Annotated in this window: 12 protein-coding genes; 6 read left to right on the top strand and 6 right to left on the bottom strand. The window is 69.2% G+C overall.

Translation table 11 applies throughout. The annotated features are described in order from the left end of the window. The first annotated feature begins 265 nt into the window (after nucleotides 1–265). Entirely contained in the window at nucleotides 266–1,156 is an 891-nt protein-coding gene (locus MYSTI_RS21100; protein WP_201768914.1) for a nucleoside hydrolase, read from the top strand. Here the strand turns inward: MYSTI_RS21100 and glgB are convergent. The 4 genes from glgB to MYSTI_RS21080 are packed head-to-tail and all read right to left on the bottom strand — an operon-like array spanning nucleotide 1,143 to nucleotide 8,340. Then, nucleotides 1,143–3,347 carry a 1,4-alpha-glucan branching protein GlgB gene (gene glgB, locus MYSTI_RS21095; RefSeq protein ID WP_015349815.1) on the bottom strand — a complete coding sequence of 735 codons (2,205 nt, stop codon included), beginning with the start codon at nucleotides 3,345–3,347 and terminating at the stop codon, nucleotides 1,143–1,145. The two genes, MYSTI_RS21100 and glgB, sit on opposite strands and share 14 nt — an antisense overlap. After that, on the bottom strand, nucleotides 3,344–4,678 hold the full coding sequence (locus MYSTI_RS21090) for a maltokinase N-terminal cap-like domain-containing protein (RefSeq protein WP_015349814.1): 1,335 nt from the start codon (nucleotides 4,676–4,678) through the stop codon (nucleotides 3,344–3,346). The genes glgB and MYSTI_RS21090 overlap by 4 nt, the downstream gene beginning before the upstream one ends. Continuing rightward, a complete protein-coding gene (gene treS / locus MYSTI_RS21085; RefSeq protein WP_015349813.1) occupies nucleotides 4,675–6,330 on the bottom strand; it encodes a maltose alpha-D-glucosyltransferase in 1,656 nt (551 codons plus the stop codon). Before treS ends, MYSTI_RS21090 begins: the two co-directional genes overlap by 4 nt. A 15-nt stretch (nucleotides 6,331–6,345) precedes the next feature. Beyond that, nucleotides 6,346–8,340, bottom strand: coding sequence for an alpha-1,4-glucan--maltose-1-phosphate maltosyltransferase (locus MYSTI_RS21080; protein ID WP_015349812.1), 1,995 nt, complete (start codon nucleotides 8,338–8,340; stop codon nucleotides 6,346–6,348). Between the two features lie 221 nt (nucleotides 8,341–8,561). Between MYSTI_RS21080 and MYSTI_RS21075 the strand changes: the two genes are divergently transcribed. Genes MYSTI_RS21075 through MYSTI_RS21065 form a run of 3 tightly spaced genes read left to right on the top strand, consistent with a single transcriptional unit; the run spans nucleotide 8,562 to nucleotide 11,354 of the window. Continuing rightward, a complete protein-coding gene (locus MYSTI_RS21075) occupies nucleotides 8,562–9,149 on the top strand; it encodes a sigma-70 family RNA polymerase sigma factor (RefSeq protein WP_015349811.1) in 588 nt (195 codons plus the stop codon). Between the two features lie 13 nt (nucleotides 9,150–9,162). Next, complete coding sequence (locus MYSTI_RS21070; protein ID WP_015349810.1) at nucleotides 9,163–9,837, top strand: response regulator transcription factor; 675 nt, start codon at nucleotides 9,163–9,165, stop codon at nucleotides 9,835–9,837. After that, nucleotides 9,834–11,354: a sensor histidine kinase gene (locus tag MYSTI_RS21065; protein ID WP_015349809.1), complete on the top strand. Its 1,521-nt coding sequence runs from the start codon at nucleotides 9,834–9,836 to the stop codon at nucleotides 11,352–11,354. Before MYSTI_RS21070 ends, MYSTI_RS21065 begins: the two co-directional genes overlap by 4 nt. Here the strand turns inward: MYSTI_RS21065 and MYSTI_RS21060 are convergent. After that, nucleotides 11,322–11,660: a hypothetical protein gene (locus MYSTI_RS21060; RefSeq protein ID WP_015349808.1), complete on the bottom strand. Its 339-nt coding sequence runs from the start codon at nucleotides 11,658–11,660 to the stop codon at nucleotides 11,322–11,324. The genes MYSTI_RS21065 and MYSTI_RS21060 overlap by 33 nt on opposite strands. Nucleotides 11,661–11,889: 229 nt before the next feature. Between MYSTI_RS21060 and MYSTI_RS21055 the strand changes: the two genes are divergently transcribed. Together MYSTI_RS21055 and MYSTI_RS21050 are read left to right on the top strand one after the other, a co-directional pair. After that, nucleotides 11,890–12,582, top strand: a complete 693-nt coding sequence (locus MYSTI_RS21055; protein ID WP_044281063.1) for a hypothetical protein — start codon at nucleotides 11,890–11,892, stop codon at nucleotides 12,580–12,582. A 17-nt stretch (nucleotides 12,583–12,599) separates the two neighbouring features. Then, nucleotides 12,600–13,553 (top strand): hypothetical protein, encoded by a 954-nt coding sequence (locus MYSTI_RS21050; protein WP_015349806.1) that lies wholly within the window; start codon nucleotides 12,600–12,602, stop codon nucleotides 13,551–13,553. Nucleotides 13,554–13,789: 236 nt separating this feature from the next. On the opposite strand, the gene MYSTI_RS21045 is transcribed toward MYSTI_RS21050, so the two are convergent. Beyond that, complete coding sequence (locus tag MYSTI_RS21045) at nucleotides 13,790–14,722, bottom strand: DUF4382 domain-containing protein (RefSeq protein WP_015349805.1); 933 nt, start codon at nucleotides 14,720–14,722, stop codon at nucleotides 13,790–13,792. Nucleotides 14,723–14,786: the final 64 nt, after the last annotated feature.

Raw genomic sequence — 14,786 nt, 5'->3', positions numbered from 1 at the left:
GGCCGCCATCGTGGATCAAACCGGGCCGTGCCTACATGTTCGAACATTCAGTGGTTTTCAGGCGGGGCTCGGCGGCTCGTCAGGAGGCCGGATGCGGGGCCGTGCCTACATGCTCACATGAGCAGGCATTTTTCACACCCACTTTCATGGGTGGCCCAGGTGAGACACAATCAAAGACAGTCATGTTCGTGTCTTGCTTGTGATTGATTGGTGTTTGGGTTGTGATTGAGGGGCGGCTTCGATGCGACAAGATATTGTCTTTGACATGGAGACGGGCGATCCAGACGATGCGCTCACGCTGTGCCTGTTGGCAACCCATCCCGCGGTTGTCCTTCGGGCCGTCACGGTGACGCCAGGCACTCGGGCGCAGGTGGGGATGGTGAGGCATCTGCTCGCGCGAGCGGGGAGAAGCGAGGTCCCCGTCGGTGCGCGCAATCCGGAGTCGGAGAAGGAGAGCCTGTCCGCGTTCCACACCAAGTGGTTGGGGGCCTTGGCTCCGGCGGCTCCGGACGCGCTGGCGCACGAGGTGCTCGCGGCCACGCTCCAGCAGTATCCGGAGACGACGCTGGTGACGGGCGCGCCCCTCCAGAACCTGCGGCTGCTGCTGGAGCAGCACCCCGAGGCACGTCTGCGAAGGTGGGTGGCGCAGGGCGGCTTCGCGGGAGACAACCTCGTGGCCCCGGAGCATCGCCTGGCCAAGTTCGAGGGGAAGCGCACGTGCCCGACCTTCAACTTCAACGGTGACCCGAAGGGCGCGCTGCTGGCCCTGTCCTCGGAGCGCGTGGAGCGGCGCGAGCTGGTGTCCAAGAATGTCACGCATGGCGTGGCATACGACGAGGCCTTCCACGAGCGCGTGCGGCCCCATCACACCAGGACCGCGGGCCTGGCCCTCGTCTTCGAGGCGATGGAGCACTACCTGAAGGCGAAGCCCGAGGGAAAGCTCCTGCACGACCCCATCGCGGCGTGTGCGGCCATCGACCCGGGCATCGTCACGTGGGCCGAGGTGGAGATGTACCGCGCGCGCGGGGAGTGGGGCGCCGAGCCCGCACACGGAACCCAGACGTTCATCTCCGTGGCGCTGGACCGGGAGCGCTTCTTCCACACCTTCGTGGGAGACGCTCCCGGCCTGGACACGGGAGCCGTCAGCCCGGCGTGAACCACATCACGGACAGCGGGGGCAGGGTGAGCAGCGCCGACGCGGGTTGCCCATCCCAGCCCGTGGCTTCCGTGCGGAGCTGGCCGAGGTTGCCCACGTTGGAGCCGCCGTACTCGCTCGCGTCGGTGTTGAGCACCTCCACGTAGCTGCCGTGCAGCGGGAAGCCCACGCGGAAGTTCTCGCGCACGGCGGGGGAGAGGTTGGCCACGCACACGACATGGCGCCCGGGCTGGCGCGAGCGGCGGACGAACGCGAGCACGTTGTCCGACGCGGCGTCGGGCTGGAGCCACTGGAAGCCCACGGGCTCGTTGTCCGCGTCGTGGAGCGCCGGCAGCTCCTTGTAGATGCGGTTCAGCGTCGCGACGAGGCGCTGGATGCCCTGGTGTCCCGGGTCCTTCGTCAGGTGCCAGTCCAGGCTCTTGTCGTGGTTCCACTCCGCGGGCTGGCCGAACTCGCCGCCCATGAAGAGCAGCTTCTTGCCCGGGTGGGCCCACATCCACGCGAACAGCGCGCGCAGGTTGGCCCGCTTCTGCCACGGGTCCCCCGGCATGCGGCCGTAGAGGCTGCCCTTGCCGTGCACCACCTCGTCATGGCTCAGCGGCAACATGAAGTGCTCGCTGAACGCATACAGCAGCCCGAAGGTGAGCTGGTTGTGGTGGTACTGCCGGTAGATGGGGTCCTTGGAGAAGTACGACAGCGTGTCGTGCATCCATCCCATGTTCCACTTGAAGTGGAAGCCCAGGCCGCCCTCGCTCGTGGGGGAGGAGACCTTGGGCCACGCGGTGGACTCCTCGGCGATGACGACGACGCCCGGGTGCTTGCGGCGCACGGTGTCGTTGAGCTCGCGCAGGAACTGGATGGCCTCTTCGTTCTCCCGGCCGCCCCAGCGGTTGGGAATCCACTCGCCCTGCTTGCGGCTGTAGTCGAGGTAGAGCATCGACGCGACCGCGTCCACGCGCAGCCCATCGACGTGGTACTCCTCGATCCAGAACAGCGCGTTGGCGATGAGGAAGTTGCGCACCTCGTTGCGGCCGAAGTTGAAGACCAGCGTGCCCCAGTCCGGCTGCGCGCCCTTGCGCGGGTCCGAGTGCTCGTACAGCGACGTGCCATCGAACTCGCCCAGCGCGTGGGAGTCCCGGGGGAAGTGGCCGGGCACCCAGTCGATGATGACGCCGATGCCTTCCTTGTGCAGGTGGTCCACCAGGAACCGGAAGTCATCCGGATGGCCGTAGCGGGCCGTGGGCGCGTAGTAGCCGCTGACCTGATAGCCCCAGGAGCCGCCGTAGGGGTACTCCGCGACGGGGAGCAATTCCACGTGGGTGAAGCCCATGTGCTTGACGTACTCGGCCAGCGCGGGCGCCAGCTCGCGGTACGTCATGGGCCGGTCGCCATCCTCCACCACGTGGCGCCAGCTCCCCAGGTGCACCTCGTACACGCTCCACGGATGGCGCGCGACGTCGCCTCGCTGGCTCCGCGCCTCCAGCCACGCGGCGTCCTCCCAGCGGTGGTGTCCCAGGTCATGCACCACGGACGCGGTGGAGGGCGGCACCTCCGTGCGGAACGCGAACGGGTCCGCCTTCAGCAGGCGCGGGCCGCCTTGGCCGGGGCGGATCTCGAACTTGTAGCGGGTGCCTTCGCCCACCTCGGGGATGAACAGCTCCCAGATGCCGGAGGCGCCCATGCGGCGCATCGCATGCAGTCGCCCGTCCCAGCTGTTGAAGTCGCCCACCACGGAGACGCCCGCGGCGGTGGGGGCCCAGACGGCGAACGACACCCCCTTGGTGCCGTTGTGGTGGATGAGGTGCGCGCCCATCCGCTCCCAGAGCCGCTCATGGCGGCCTTCCCCCGCGTAGTACAGGTCCATCTCCCCCAGGGTGGGTAGGAAGCTGTACGGGTCTCTCAGCTTGAAGACGCGCTTGCCGGGGTACTCCACCTCCAGCAGGTAGCTGAAGGTCGACTTGCAGTTGTTGACGCGGGCCTCGAAGACACCGTCGTCGCGGTGCTGCATGGGGATTCGGTCTCCGCCGTCGCGCAGGACGTGGATGCTCACCGCGTCCGGGCGATAGGCGCGCACCACCACGCCGTCGCCGTCCGGGTGGATGCCGAGCACCGAGTGAGGCTCCGGGTGCCGCAGCTCCACCACGCGTCGGACTTCCGTGTCGACGTGCGCCTTGTCCGCGGGCTTCCTCACGGGGACTCCTCCATCCGCAAGAGGGCCTCGACGGGGATTCGCACCCAGTCAGGCCGGTTCTGCATCTCATACCGCACTTCGTACAGGAGCTTCTCCAGCTCGAACGCGCGCAGCATCGCGTCGAAGGACGCCGCGTCCGCGGGAAGGAAGGCCGCGCCCAGCGTCGCCTTGCGGTAGCCCTCCAGGAACGCGTCGCGGCTGGGGCCCACGCGTCCGCGAGGCGCGCCTCCCTCCAGCGCCACCGTGGCCTCCGCGTAGTCGAACGAGCGCAGCATCCCCGCCACGTCCCGCAGCGGGCTGTACTTCTCGCGGCGGGCCGTGAAGCTGCGCGCCGGCTCGCCCTCGAAGTCGAAGATGAGCCACTGGTCATTGGCTCGCAGCACCTGGCCCAGGTGCATGTCCCCGTGGATGCGGATCTTCTGGCCGGACGGGCTCACCTGCGCGAGCCGCTTCGCGTAGTCGATGAGCCGCTCACGCCGGCCCTCCAGGTCCGTGTGCAGCCGGCCCGCCTCCGCCAGCGTCACCCCCAGCTCGCCGACGATGGACGCGCTCCAACGCTGCAGGTCCTCCTGGAGCAGGGGCTCGGGCACGAAGGCCGCGTCGTCCGGAGGCGCGGAGCCGAAGGCCCGGTGCAGGTCTCCCAGCCGCGCGCCCAGGTCCGCCATCTCGTCGAGGAAGGTGTCGCCCAGCGGCCGCTCCACGCGCAGCCGATCCAACGTGTACTTCCAGCCATCCACCGCGTTGGGGATGAAGCGGTGGGCCAGGGCCAGCGTCGCCCCCGCGGCGCCCTCCAGTCGCAGCGCGCCGAGCAGCGCGGGCGTGGCGCGGAAGGACGTGCGCGTGGCCAGGAAGCGCCCCACCTCGTGCTCCGGATTCACCCCCGCCTCCAGCTTGCGGATGATCTTCACGATGACCTTCTCACCCAGCACGATGGAGGTGTTGCTCTGCTCCACCATCAGCCGGCGCACCGCGAGCGGCGAGGGCAGGCCCAGCAGTCCCTCCGGTCCGCCAATCCACTCGCCGACGATGCGGCCCGACGCGGAGGGGAGCTGGGCGCCATCGCGGATGAGGTCGAACAGCGCGCGCAGGCAGTCGTCGTCCTCGAGCGCGTCCCGCACGCCATCCACGGAGGGCTTCACCGGCAGGAGGTAGCGCTCGGGCTGGCCCAGCTCGTACATGACCTCGACGACGGCCAGGGACATGCTGCACGGCCCGGCCGACACGTTGGCGTGGTCCACCACGGTGACGTGTTTGATGGGCCAGGCCTTGCCCGCGAACCAGCGCTGGCTCTTGAGGTACTCCGGCAGCTTCGTCAGGTCCAAGGTCGTCATGCGCGGCCTCCTCCGGGCAGCGGCCGGTCCAGCCGAAACCACAGGAACATGTAGGGCCCCATCGAGAACTGATAGGGCGCGTCGGTGATTCGAGGGAAGGGCGTGTCTCCAATCATCTCCACGGGTACCATGCCCGCCCAGTCCCGGAGGTCCAGGACCGCCGGCTGCGCGAAGCGCGACAGGCTGCACACCACGAGCACCGTCTGGCCTTCCCACTCCCGCACGAAGGCCAGCACCTTGCGGTTCTCCGCCGGCAGGAAGCGCAGCGTCCCCAGCGCGAACACCGGGTAGCGCTGGCGGATGCGAATCATCCGCTTCACCCAGTGCAGGAGGCTGGACTTCACCCGGTCCTGCGCCTCCACGTTGATGGACTGGTAGCCGTAGACCGGGTCCGCGATGACGGGCGCGTACAGGCGCGCGTAGTCCGCGCGGCTGAAGCCCGCGTTGCGGTCTCCCGTCCACTGCATGGGCGTGCGCACGCCGTTGCGGTCGCCCAGGTAGATGTTGTCCCCCATGCCAATCTCGTCGCCGTAGTAGAGGACGGGCGTGCCGGGCAGGGTGAACAGCAGGCTGTGCATCAGCTCGATGCGCCTGCGGCCGTTGTCCATCAGCGGCGCGAGCCTGCGGCGGATGCCCAGGTTGAGCCGCATCCGAGGGTCCGTGGCGTATTCCCGGTACATGTAGTCCCGGTCCTCGTCCGTCACCATCTCCAGCGTCAGCTCGTCGTGGTTGCGCAGGAAGAGCGCCCACTGACACGACTCCGGGATGTCCGGCGTCTGCTGCATGATTTCGACGATGGGCGTGCGGTCCTCGCGGCGGATGCCCATGAACAGGCGCGGCATCACCGGGAAGTGGAAGCCCATGTTGAACTCGTCGCCGTCGCCAAAGTAGACGCGCACGTCGGCGGGCCACTGGTTGGCCTCCGCGAGCAGCATCTTCCCCGGGTACTCCGCGTCGATGGTCTTGCGCAGCCGCTTGAGGAAGGCGTGCGTCTCCGGGAGGTTCTCGCAGTTGGTGCCCTCGCGCTCGAACAGGTAGGGCACCGCGTCGCAGCGGAAGCCGTCCACGCCCATGTTCAGCCAGAAGCGCATGACGTCCAGCATGGCTTCCTGCACCTGCGGGTTGTCGTAGTTGAGGTCCGGCTGGTGGCTGAAGAAGCGGTGCCAGAAGTACTGCTTGGCCACCGGGTCCCACGTCCAGTTGGAGCGCTCCGTGTCGGTGAAGATGATGCGCGCGCCCTTGTAGCGATCATCCGTGTCGCTCCACACGTACCAGTCGCGCTTGGGGCTCTTCGGGTCGCTCCTCGCCTCCTGGAACCAGGGGTGCTGGTCGCTGGTGTGGTTCACCACCAGCTCCGTGATGATGCGCAGGCCGCGCTTGTGGGCCTCGTCAATCAGCCGCTGGAAGTCCGCCAGGGTGCCGTAGTCCGGGTGGACGCCATAGAAGTCCGCGATGTCGTAGCCGTCATCGCGCAATGGCGAAGGGTAGTGCGGGAGTATCCAGAGACAGTCGATGCCCAGGTCCTGCAGGTAGGGCAGCTTCTCGATGAGGCCCGGGATGTCGCCGTGGCCATCGCCGTTCGAGTCGTGGAACGCGCGCAGGTGCAGCTCGTAGATGAGGGCCTTCTTGTACCAGAGGGGATCCAGTTCCATACGCCTCTCGGGTTGTCACTCGTAGTAGTCGAATGCGTGCTCGGTGCGACGGTAGCGATACACGGCCCACAGGGCCGCGGGTTGCTCGGGAGTCAGGCGCACCTGCACATGAGGGCCTTGCCATAGCGAGCGCTGGTCCGTCATCAGCTCGTGCACCTGGTACGTCTCGTCCGGACGGGTTCCCAGCCAGTCCAGCGGCAGCCTCAAGAGGGCCTCCTGGGGCGCGTACGGGTCCAGGCTCACCGCGATGAGCACGGTGCTGGCTCCATCCGCGGAGCGCTTGCCGTAGAAGAGGACCCGCTCGTTGTTCGACTCGAAGAAGCGCAGGCTGTCGTAGGCATGCAGCGCGGGCTGCGTGCGACGCGCGGCGTTGAGGCTCGCAATCCAGTCCCGGATGTTCCCCGGGCGATCCAGGTCCCACGCCACCAGCTGGTACTTCTCCGAGTCCAGGTACTCCTCCTTGCCCGGCAGCGGGCGGCCCTCACACAGCTCGAAGCCACAGTACATCCCGTAGACCGAGGAGAGCGTCGCGGCAAGCGCCGCGCGCACCCGGAACGCTCCGGGCCCCGCGTTCTGCAGCGCCTCCGGGAGGATGTCCGGCGTGTTGGGCCAGAGGTTGCCCCGGAAGTAGTCGGACACGGGGGGCTGGGTGAGCTCCTCCAGGTACTCTTGAAGCTCCGCCTTGAAGTTGCGCCACGTGAAGTACGTGTACGACTGCGTGAAGCCCACCTTGCCCAGGGCCTTCATCACCTTGGGCCGCGTGAAGGCCTCGGAGAGGAACAGCACGTCGGGGTGGCGCTCCTGCACGCGGCGGATGAGCCACTCCCAGAACTGGATGGGCTTGGTGTGGGGGTTGTCCACGCGGAACGTCCGCACGCCTTGCTCCACCCAGTGGAGCACCACCGACTCCAGCTCCGCCCACAGCGCCTCGCGCGCGGGGCCCATCCAGTCGAAGTTGACGATGTCCTCGTAGCGCTTCGGCGGGTTCTCCGCCGTCTTGATGGTGCCGTCCGGCCGGAGCTGGAACCACTCCGGATGCTCCTTCACGTAGGGGTGGTCCGGGGAGCATTGGAAGGCCAGGTCCAGCGCCACCTCGATGCCGTGCGTGCTCGCGGCCTGGACGAAGTGACGGAAGTCCTCCAGGGTGCCCAGCTTCGGATGCACCGCCTTGTGTCCACCCTCCGTGGCGCCGATGGCCCACGGGCTCCCCACGTCGTCCGGCCCCGCCTTCAGGCTGTTGTTCTTCCCCTTGCGCGCGGTGCGGCCGATGGGGTGGATGGGCGGCAGGTAGACGACGTCGAAGCCCAGGCCCTGGATGTACGGCAGCCACGCCTCCGCGTCCTGGAAGGTGCCGTGCGTGACGCCGTCGCGCTTCGCGGAGCGGGGGAAGAACTCGTACCACGCACCGAAGCGCGCCCTCTCGCGGTCCGCGAAGACCTCCAGCACCGGCTCGTAGCGCCGCGCCAGGGAGCGGTCCGGATGCGCCGAGGCCACCTCCGCCAGTTCCGGCGACAGCGCCACCGCGAGCAGGTCCGGACTCGGGGTCTGCCGCAACCTCACCGCGGCCTCGGCGAGCACTCGCGCGTCCCCTTCATCCACGGGCCTGGCGCGGGCCGCGGCGCCTTCCAGCAGCGCGGCGCCCTCCAGCAACTCGCTGCGCACGTCCCGGCCCGCGTCCACCTTGCGCTTCAGCTCGGACGTCCAGGTGCGGAAGAGGTCCGGCCAGGCTTCAATCGTGAACTCGTAGCGGCCGTTGCGGGCCAGGGGGAAGCGAGCTTCCCACGCGTCGTTGCCGAGTGGACGCATGGGGACTTCGTGCCACTCACCCTGTGCCTCGGGCGGGGTGCGCTGCCTCCAGCGGACGATGGCCGCGAGGACGTCATGGCCCTCCTTGAAGATGTCCGCGCGGACGGTGAGGTGCTCGCCGGCGATGCGCTTGACGGCGTGTCGGCCACCGTCGACTTGGGGCTGGACTCCCTCGATGAACACGCTCCCGATTCGGTCTCTCATGTCGGCTCGCGGCCCTTATAGGTCTGAGGTTGTGGGAAGCCGGGCGGCGTGTCGCGCGGAGGCGTTGATGACGGACGGCGAAGGCGTGGGCCGCGTTGGCTCGTGAACGTTAGGGACGACGCCCCAGGGTGCCCAGCCACCGGGCCAGATGGGGCCGAGTGCCCGGCTGCCCATATTTGCCGCTGGGAACCGCCCCATAATCTGCGGTATCCGGGAAAAGCATGGTTCCGCCCCCTCTCACTGCTCAGCGGACGAGCGACGTGCCGGCCGACAGGGACCTGCTTCAGCAGGTGGCCCTGGGCAGCGGCGCGGCGATGCGGGCGGTCTATTCCCGCTGTGGGGCGAAGGCCTTCGCGGTGGTGGTGCGGCTGTTGCCCACGCGAGCGGACGCGGAGGAGGTCCTCCAGGAGACGTTCCTCGAGGTGTGGCGGCGCGCGCGCGACTTCGACCCGGGGCGCGGGGGGCTGGAGCCGTGGGTGACGACGATTGCCCGCACGCGGGCCATCGACCGGCTGCGCTCCCTGGGGACGGCGGCCCGGGTCGCGGAGGGCGCGGCGCATCAGCCGCCGCCCTCGAGCGCGACGCCGGTGTCTCCCGACGACGCCACGTCGCACGGGCAGGACCGCGCGAGGGTGCGCGCGGCGATGGTGACGCTGCCTTCCGAGCAGCGGGAAGTGGTGGAGCTGGCCTACTTCGAAGGGCTGTCCCAGCGGGAGATTGCAGAGCGCACCGGGGACCCGCTGGGCACGGTGAAGACCCGCGCGAGGCTCGCGCTGGAGAAGCTCGCGGACCTGCTGGGGCGCGAGTGAGGGAGCGCGGTACATGCGAGAGCGCATCCTGGTGGTGGAAGACGATTCCCGGCTCGGCACGCAGATTGTCGAGCACCTGCGAAGCGCGGGCTTCGAGGCCACGTGGTGGACGGAGGGGCGCAGCCTCATGCCGGGGGCGCTGCCCGACGTGCGGCTGGTGGTGCTCGACCTGATGCTGCCCGGGACGTACGGGCTGGACATGCTCAAGGCGCTCCGAGGTTTCTCGGAGGTGCCAGTCCTGATTCTCAGCGCGCGCAATGACACGCTGGACAAGGTGCGCGCGCTCAAGCTGGGCGCGGACGACTACCTGACGAAGCCCTTCTGGCCGGAGGAGCTCATCGAGCGGGTGCGCGCGCGGCTGCGGCGTCCCGCGCTCTGCAAGGAGGGCGCGGTGCTGGAATTGGGCCCCCTGCGCGTCGACCTGCATGGCCGCGCGGTGCAGGTGGAGGGGCGCGTGGTGGAGCTGACGCGGGTGGAGTTCGAGGTGCTCGCGGCCCTGGCCCGCCGTCCCAGTGAAGCGGTGACGCGGCAGTGGCTGGCGGAGCACGTGCTGGACCCGACGCGAGAGGGGACGGAGCGCACGCTGGATGTCCATGTCTCCCGGCTGCGGCGGAAGCTGGCGCCGACGCAGTGCGTGGAGACGGTGTGGGGCGTGGGCTATCGCCTGACGCCGAGGACGCGCGCGTGAAGCTGCGCACTCGACTGGCGCTCACCGCGGTGGTGGCGGTGATTCCCGTCGTGGTGGCCATGCTGGTGCTTCAGCGGTCGCTCTGGGAGTACTCGCAGGAGGACGCGCTCGAGGCCGCGGTGCTCGCGCGCATGCAGGTGGAGCGCGGGCGCTGTGAGGAGACGCCCGAGACCTGGCGCCCCCGGCCCTCCGAGGAAGGGGCGCTGCCGGGCCGCGTCGTGTTCGAGAGCGGCGAGTCGAGGCGCCTCCGGAGGCCGCGCCCCGAGGTCACCGAGGGGCCCGAGGGCCCTCGCCCGAAGAAGCCGGGGCGGGAGCCGACGTTTGTCACGCTCTTCCCCTATGACTCCCGGCTGGCGTCCCGGAACGCGCTCGCGCCCGGCCTCACGGACGACATGCGGGAGTCCTTGCGCGCGGGGATGGTCGCCCGTCGCTTCGAGCAGGACGGCCGGGATGTGCTCGACCTGTGGGTGCGCATGCCCTGGGAGGAGGGGCCCTGTGCCTTCGTCCTGGCGCGGAGCTTCGACCCGCCTCGGCCGTCGCGCCTGGTGCTGGTGCCGCTCCAGGACTGGACCTTGCTGGTGTTCACCGTCGTGGCGGCGGTGGTGCTGGCGCTGGGCTCCGTGGTGCGGCGGGTCCGCGTGCTGACCGAAGAAGTCCGCGCGTCGGCGCGCAGTGGCTACGCGCAGCCGGTGTCGGTGCGGGGCCAGGATGAAATCGCGGACCTGGCGAGGGCCTTCCAGGAGGCCCGCGCGGAGATTCAAGCGCGCATGGCGCATCAGGAGGCGCGTGAGCAGGGGCTGCGGGACTTCCTCGCGAACACCACCCACGACGTGATGACGCCGCTCACGGTGCTCCAGGGGCACCTGTCCGCGATGCAGCAGCGGTTGGCTCGAGGCGAGCACGTGGGCGCGGGCGAGGTGCGCTCCGCCATGAGCGAGTCACACTACATGGCCTCCCTGGTCCACAACCTCGCCGCGGCGACGCGGCTGGAAGCGGGCGCGCCCCATGTGCAGCGCGCGCCCGTGGACTTGAACGACGTGGTGGCTCGGGTGCTGGGGCGGCATCGGCCCATCGCCCGGCAGCGGCGAATCGAGCTGGAGAGCGGTGTGCCCGCGGAGCCCGTGTGCGTCATGGGGGATGTGACGCTCATCGAGCAGGCCGTGAGCAACGTGGTGGCCAACGGCGTGCGCCATGGTCATGACGGTGGGCACGTGGCGGTGGTGCTGGAGAACCGGCAGGTCGGCGGCTTCCAGCTCCGCGTCATCGACGACGGGCCTGGGATTCCCGAAGCGGAGCGGGCGCGCATCCTGGAGCGGGGCTTCCGAGGCAATGCCGCGCGCACCCGCGCACCCGAAGGTCAGGGCCTGGGGCTGCACATCGCGCGGGACGTGGCCCGGGTCCATGGCTGGAGCCTGACGCTGTACCCGTCGGAGCACGGCGGGCTCGAGGTGTGCTTCTCGAGCGAGGAGCCGCTCCTGGTGTCATCAGGAGAAGCGCGCGAGGAACGCCGCGAGTAGGGGGCCTCCGCGTCGGGCCTCCTCGGTCGACGCGGGGCCGCCTTCGCGGAGCTGTGCCCGCAGTGCCTCGAGCGCGGGCTTCATCGCCTCGAACTCCGCGAGGGCTTGTGCCTCCTGGTCGAAGAAACGGTGATGCAGGAGCCACCCCGTCACGGAGCAGGAGACGGCATGGAAGGAGCGCGACGCGTCCACTTCGTAGGTGAGCCGCAGGTGGCCCGCGAAGTCCTCGTCACGCGCGATGACTCCTCCCTGTGAGCCCATTCCGCCCAGGGTGCTGCCCGCGTCAAAAGACACCCAGCCCGTCATGGCTCTCGCCTCGGTCCGAGCGTGGGTGACAGGAACAAGAGACGTGCGTTCGACATGCCCTCACCTTGGTGCGCGACCCCGCGTCTCCGGGGCAACGGAGCCCCCGTTGTCGACGGTGGATGCAGGGTGTCACGAATCTGGCGGCCGCGCGTGTGCGCGGTGTTCGGGGGAACAGTGCGCCCTTGCGTGGTTTGTGTGGCGCGAGCCTTGGGCCTAACCTGCCGCGTCCATGAAGGCGATCCTTGTCTCCCTTTTCATGCTGGGCGCGGCTCCTCGAGAAGCGCCGCCGGCGATGCCTCCGGAGGCGCTCTCCGCGCCGCCGGTCTCCGATGATTCTCCGACGGCCTGGTCCTGCACCATCGACACCCTTCGCGCGGGCAAGGAGTGTGTCTTTGAATCCGATGACAGCCGCGGGGCGCCCGACGCGGAGCAGGATGCCGCCAACCGCAAGACGATGAAGGACCTGTCGCGGGTGCTGTGCACGGAGGTCGTCGCCACCGCCCGGGACGGGCTCTCCGACGCGACGCTGGTCTCCTTGTGTGAGCGCCGCTACGTCTCCGCCACCGAGCAGTGCGGCCTGGGCGGGGGCACGCCGGTGGTGGATGCGAAGGGCCGCTTCGCCGCGGAGGCGCGCGGCTGTTACCGAGGGCTGGCCACCGTCCTCCAGGAGACGCAGCTCATGGCGACGGTGGCCTCGTCCTGCTGTGAGTGCGCCGCGCGCCGGGGCTGTCCGGGCACGGGAGACCGCTGCTACGCGGATGTGTCCCAGCAGCTGTCCAGCCCCGCGACGCTCGCGTGCTTGAGCGAGCGCTGCGAGGACGTGTGCTCCGTCGTGCTGCCCACGACGGGGGCCGGTGCCCGCTCCGCCCCCAAGTCCCCTGTGAAGGAGCGGTCTCCCCGCTCTGGTTCCGCCTCGCTGTAGGAGTAGGAGTTCGTTTCATGCACCACCCATCCCGGTCACTTCCCACCTGGGCCCTGCTGGGCTCGCTCACCGCGGGCTGCGCCGCGTCTCATTCCCACGTGACGTGGTCGGACGTGCCGTCCCGCGAGCCCGCGCCCATCGTCACGCGCGCCCCGGAGGCGCCTCCGCCCGGAGCGAAGGAGGACCCCCAGGGGTTTGTCGCGCGCTTCCCCAACCCCGCGGTGTGTGAAGCCGCCGCGCGCAGGCTCCAGGCGGAGTCCCGCGAGGAGGGCTGGGCCGCCATCAAGGCCTGCATCGAGCTGACGCCCTTCACGCAGATGCGCGCGCTGCTGTCAGGGCCCTGGAACGAGGACCTGCGCATGCGCCCCGAGGCGGCCTCGCTCATCGCCCGCGTCGTCGCGCAGCGCGGTGGCAGCGTGCGGGGCGAGCTCCAGTATCTCCAGGAGCAGAAGATTCCCATCTTCTCCCTGGCCTCCGCGGTGGACCGGCCCGACACCTACAAGGGGCGCTACGTGCTGCTGCGCGCCCAGGTCGCGGACCAGCGGTCGGAAGGGGAGAAGCCCACCGTGTGGCTGGTGGAGCACGCCCTGTCCTCGGTGGAGACGAACCTGGCGGTCGGGGTGGGCGAGCGCTTCGACACCACGACCACCACGACTGGAGACCTGGACGGGCAGACGCAGCTCACCGGGCCCGGACAGCTGGGCGGCAGCGTGAGCACGCGGGAGGAGAGCTTCGCCTCCACGACGCGCAAGCACTACGACAACATCTCGGATGAGACGGGCCGCGAGGCCCTGGGCCGGCTGCCCAACGCGGACCCGTTCCTGGAGGCTCGCCGGGACTACGTCATCCTGGCGCGGTTCGACGGGGTGCGGCTCACGTCGGGCGGGGCGGACGATGACTCCGAGGCGCCTCGCATCCCGGTCCTCACCATCGTCAGCTACCACACACCCCAGGAGCTGGTCGTCTACTGAGGGCGGCGCTGCGGGGTGGACGCGGGACATAAAAAACGAGGCGCCGGAACCGCGTCCCGACGCCTCGTCTGGGGAGCTGGCCCCGCGCCAACTCCACCTGAGTAGTTCACTCCGGGAAAAATCCTGGAGGCCTCAGGGGGGAGACCTCCGGTCCTTCCCTCCGGCCACATCGGCCCGGGATTTTTTCCGGCCCGACCGAGTCACCGGGCGGGTAGGCCCTTGTGCTCCAGGGTGTCCTACTGGGGCAGGGCGCTGCTCACGACCAGGGTGAGCGTGTTGTCCCGGCCAGACTCCAGCTTGAACGTCACCGGCTGCCCGGGGGTGGTGGTGATGGCCACGCCCGCGGGGGCCGCGAGCTCGACCTGGAAGCTGCCGGGGAAGAGGAACTTGAAGCTGGCTTCGTAGGTGCCATCCACGTTGGCGTCCGTCAGGGACAGGCGCTCCTGGGTGCCCTCGGCGTTGATGAGCACCGCCTGGAAGTCCGCCAGGGTCAGCGCCTTGCCCTCGATGGTGGGCAGCGTGACGCCCGTGCCCAGCTTCACCTCGACGTTGACGCTCGCGGAGGCGGTCACCTCGGCGGCCTTGATGACGGGGCTCATCACCCAGCGGCCCGAGCCACCGGCCTGCTTGCCGAAGCTCTGCGCCACGTCGAAGTCGACCAGGAGGATCTTCTGCTCGCCCTCGATGGTCAGCGTCTCGTCGAACTTCACCTTCAGGCCGGACGAGTCATAGCTGGGCATGTGGAGCTGGCCCGCGACGACCGCCCCCGCCGGAAGGCCCTCGTAGTTGTTCGTGGTGGCGTAGATGGACGTGGTGCCATCCGCGTTGCGCGCCTCCAGATATCCGCCGGAGATGACGAAGCGAAGCTGGTGGTACTGCCCGTCCGGGACCTCGGCCTCGGAGACGAGCTCCGACGTGGAGTTGGCCAGGTCGAGCAGGCTCACGGTGACCGGCTCGTCGCGCAGGACGACGCGGCCACCCTTGTCATCACCCCCCTGGAGATAGATGGAGGAGATGGTGACCACGGCCTTTTCAATGCCATCTCCCGGCGCGTCCGTCAGGAGGATGGAGACCTTGCCCTTGTCATCGCCACAGCCAATCAATGGCAGCAGCAATGCAATGGCAGCAATCGAGACAAAGCTCGAACGACGAAGTCCGGTGAACGACATGGTGGGCGTTGCTCCGCGATGAGGGGGGCCACGAAGAGGGCTGGCCGTTCGTCCCTAGGGACTC

The organism is Myxococcus stipitatus DSM 14675, assembly GCF_000331735.1.
Taxonomy (GTDB): domain Bacteria; phylum Myxococcota; class Myxococcia; order Myxococcales; family Myxococcaceae; genus Myxococcus; species Myxococcus stipitatus.
This window is presented reverse-complemented; position numbering and strand designations above follow the sequence as displayed.

What these genes read in the sequence shown, in the direction of transcription:
- MYSTI_RS21080 (WP_015349812.1), bottom strand. Translation starts at nt 8,340, where the DNA reads ATGAGAGACCGAATCGGGAGCGTGTTCATCGAGGGAGTCCAGCCCCAA.
- MYSTI_RS21055 (WP_044281063.1), top strand. Translation starts at nt 11,890, where the DNA reads ATGAAGGCGATCCTTGTCTCCCTTTTCATGCTGGGCGCGGCTCCTCGA.
- MYSTI_RS21070 (WP_015349810.1), top strand. Translation starts at nt 9,163, where the DNA reads ATGCGAGAGCGCATCCTGGTGGTGGAAGACGATTCCCGGCTCGGCACG.
- MYSTI_RS21090 (WP_015349814.1), bottom strand. Translation starts at nt 4,678, where the DNA reads ATGACGACCTTGGACCTGACGAAGCTGCCGGAGTACCTCAAGAGCCAG.
- MYSTI_RS21075 (WP_015349811.1), top strand. Translation starts at nt 8,562, where the DNA reads ATGGTTCCGCCCCCTCTCACTGCTCAGCGGACGAGCGACGTGCCGGCC.
- MYSTI_RS21045 (WP_015349805.1), bottom strand. Translation starts at nt 14,722, where the DNA reads ATGTCGTTCACCGGACTTCGTCGTTCGAGCTTTGTCTCGATTGCTGCC.
- MYSTI_RS21100 (WP_201768914.1), top strand. Translation starts at nt 266, where the DNA reads ATGGAGACGGGCGATCCAGACGATGCGCTCACGCTGTGCCTGTTGGCA.
- treS (WP_015349813.1), bottom strand. Translation starts at nt 6,330, where the DNA reads ATGGAACTGGATCCCCTCTGGTACAAGAAGGCCCTCATCTACGAGCTG.
- MYSTI_RS21050 (WP_015349806.1), top strand. Translation starts at nt 12,600, where the DNA reads ATGCACCACCCATCCCGGTCACTTCCCACCTGGGCCCTGCTGGGCTCG.
- MYSTI_RS21060 (WP_015349808.1), bottom strand. Translation starts at nt 11,660, where the DNA reads ATGACGGGCTGGGTGTCTTTTGACGCGGGCAGCACCCTGGGCGGAATG.